The following is a 2,613-nucleotide window of genomic DNA, read 5'->3' on the forward strand; positions in this document are numbered from 1 at the left end:
CTGATCTTCCGCATCCAGACCACGTTCCTGCACGCGCTGCGCACCTACTGGGTCGAGCACGACTTCATCGAGATCCACACCCCCAAGCTCATGGCCTCGGCATCCGAGTCGCGCGCCGAGCTGTTCGGCAGCCCGATCGACCACGTCCTCGCGACGCCCGGCTGGCAGGTCGATGCGTTCCGGGTCATCGGCGAGGTCGACGGCTCCGGCAGCGACCACCGCCCCGTCGTGGCGACGCTCTCACCCGCCTCGTGAGCGGTGCGAGAATGGACGACATGGCCAACACGAGCGACACCAGCACCACGACCGCGCCCCCCGCCTCCGAGGAGTCCGGCCGCAACGCGAATCGCTCGACGACGCCGGGCTCCGAGGGCTTCAAGGAGTTCATCGGCAGCGGCTGGGCCGACCGCGACGAGACGCTGCCGCCCGCCCGTGAGCAGGCCGCGTTCGCCGCCGCGCGACGGGCGACCGTCTCGGCCGCGTTCACCGGCGTGCGGCTCATCGTGCCCGCCGGCGACATGAAGCAGCGGGCCAACGACACCGACTACCCGTACCGGGCGCACTCGGCCTTCGCACACCTCACCGGCTGGGGCTCCGACTCCGAGCCCGGTGCGGTGCTCGTCTTCGAGCCGAACGGCGACGGCCACACCGCCACGGTCTACTTCCGCGAGCGCGCGGGACGCGACTCCGAGGAGTTCTACGCGAACCCCGCCATCGGCGAGTTCTGGATCGGCCCGCGCCCCTCGCTCGCGCACGTCGCCGCCGACCTCGCGCTGGAGACCCGGGGGCTCGAGGACTTCGATCGCGTGCTCGCCGCAGTCGACACGTCGACCCTCGTGCTGCGTGAGGCCGACGCGGCCATCACCGAGCGCATCGACCACGCCCGCATCCGCTTCGCCGCAGAGGAGGCGCTCTCGACCAACGCCTCCGACGCCCCGTTCTCGATCGAGGTGAACGGCGACCACGATCCCGACGCAGAGCTCGCCAGGGTGCTCTCCGAGCTGCGCCTCGTGAAGGACGAGTTCGAGGTCGCCGAGATGCGTGCCGCGATCGACGCCACGCAGCGCGGCTTCACCGAGGTGCTCGAGGAGCTCCCGCGCATCACGGCCGAGGTGCGCGGCGAGCGGGTCATCGAGGGCGTGTTCGCCACCCGCGCCCGCCTCGACGGCAACGACGTCGGGTACGGCTCGATCGCCGCGGCCGGACCGCACGCCACCATCCTGCACTGGACCCGCAACGACGGCCCCGTCGTGCCCGGCGACCTGGTGCTCCTCGACGCGGGCGTCGAGCGCGACACCTACTACACGGCCGACATCACGCGCACCTTCCCCGTGAACGGCACGTTCTCGGCCGTGCAGCGCCAGGTGTACGAGGCCGTGCTCGAGGCAGCGGATGCCGCGTTCGCGGTCGTTCGCCCCGGTGCGATCTTCCGCGAGGTGCACACCGCCGCGATGGAGGTCATCGCCCGGAAGACGGCCGAGTGGGGGTTCCTCCCGGTCTCGGCCGAGGAGTCGCTGCAGCCCGAGAACCAGTTCCACCGCCGGTACATGGTGCACGGCACGAGCCACCACCTGGGCCTCGACGTGCACGACTGCGCGCAGGCTCGGCGGTCCATGTACATGGACGGCGTGCTCGAAGCCGGCATGGTCTTCACGATCGAGCCGGGCCTCTACTTCCAGTCCGACGACCTCACGGTGCCCGCCGAGTTCCGTGGCATCGGAGTGCGCATCGAGGACGACATCCTCGTCACGGCCGACGGCGCCGAGAACCTCTCGGCGGGCATCCCGCGCACGGCCGACGAGGTCGAGGCGTGGGTGCGCGGCGGGCTGTGACCCGATACGTACGAGAACGCTCGGAGGGGTCACGGATCCACGATCTCGGAGACGCTCAACGAGATCTGGTAGCGCTCAGCCCGCCGTCGTCGTGCGCCGCACGGCCCTGCGCGCCCGCCACCACGACCAGAAGCGGGCGAGCTGGCGCTTCGTGAAGGCCGCGAGGCGCTTCGCCCAGGCGAACTCCGTGCCGAGGACGGCCAGGCCGAGGAACACCACGAGCCAACCGGGACCCGGCAACGGCACGAGCAGCAGGCCGCCGACGGCGATCACCCCGCCGAGCGCGCCGACGAACACGCGATAGGCGCGTCGCAGCACCGGACGACGATCGATGCCCCGACGGATGCCGCGGAGCATCCGCCGGATCGGCCGGTCGGGTCGCTCGCCCTCGGCGACGTCGTGCTCGAGATCCTGCAGGGTCATGAGGACACGATATATCGCGATTCTGGGCGGTGCCCGAGCCGGTGGCGGCGATCGTCGGGCCCCACTGGCCTGAGCGCACCCGACTTCAGCGCACTGGCCGAGGAGGTCTCGAGCCAGGACCTCGGGAGCTTCTTCGAGACCTGGCTGTACACGCCCGATAAGCCGACCGAGTGGTGGTCGCTCAGCGCTCCGACGGCGACGAGTCGGTCTCCTCGCCGGCGGCGTGCGACGTGGGCGCCGACGCCTTCGGTGGCGTTTGGATCACAGGTGGCGAAGACCGAAATGTTGCCGCCTGCGCCGTTCGGAATGCCGGGGAGATCCCTGATCGTGGTGGCTGTGAGCTTCGCCGAATACGTCA

At 70.8% G+C, this 2,613-nt stretch carries 2 protein-coding genes and 1 pseudogene; 2 read left to right on the forward strand and 1 reads right to left on the reverse strand.

From position 1 onward, the window contains the following. Nucleotides 1-126 (forward strand): annotated as a pseudogene (locus tag GH736_RS20905) (amino acid--tRNA ligase-related protein); the annotation flags it as partial. A 149-nt stretch (nucleotides 127-275) separates the two neighbouring features. Further along, a complete protein-coding gene (locus GH736_RS20910) occupies nucleotides 276-1,832 on the forward strand; it encodes an aminopeptidase P family protein (protein ID WP_159606746.1) in 1,557 nt (518 codons plus the stop codon). A 75-nt stretch (nucleotides 1,833-1,907) separates the two neighbouring features. Here GH736_RS20910 and GH736_RS20915 read toward each other — a convergent pair whose 3' ends face one another. Beyond that, entirely contained in the window at nucleotides 1,908-2,255 is a 348-nt protein-coding gene (locus tag GH736_RS20915) for a TIGR02611 family protein (protein WP_159606748.1), read from the reverse strand. Nucleotides 2,256-2,613 lie beyond the last annotated feature (358 nt).

The organism is Agromyces humi, assembly GCF_009720255.1.
Taxonomy (GTDB): Bacteria; Actinomycetota; Actinomycetes; order Actinomycetales; family Microbacteriaceae; genus Agromyces; species Agromyces humi.

Bases quoted from the DNA above. Each gene is read 5' to 3' on its own strand.
- GH736_RS20910 (WP_159606746.1), top strand. From the start codon at position 276: ATGGCCAACACGAGCGACACCAGCACCACGACCGCGCCCCCCGCCTCC.
- GH736_RS20915 (WP_159606748.1), bottom strand. From the start codon at position 2,255: ATGACCCTGCAGGATCTCGAGCACGACGTCGCCGAGGGCGAGCGACCC.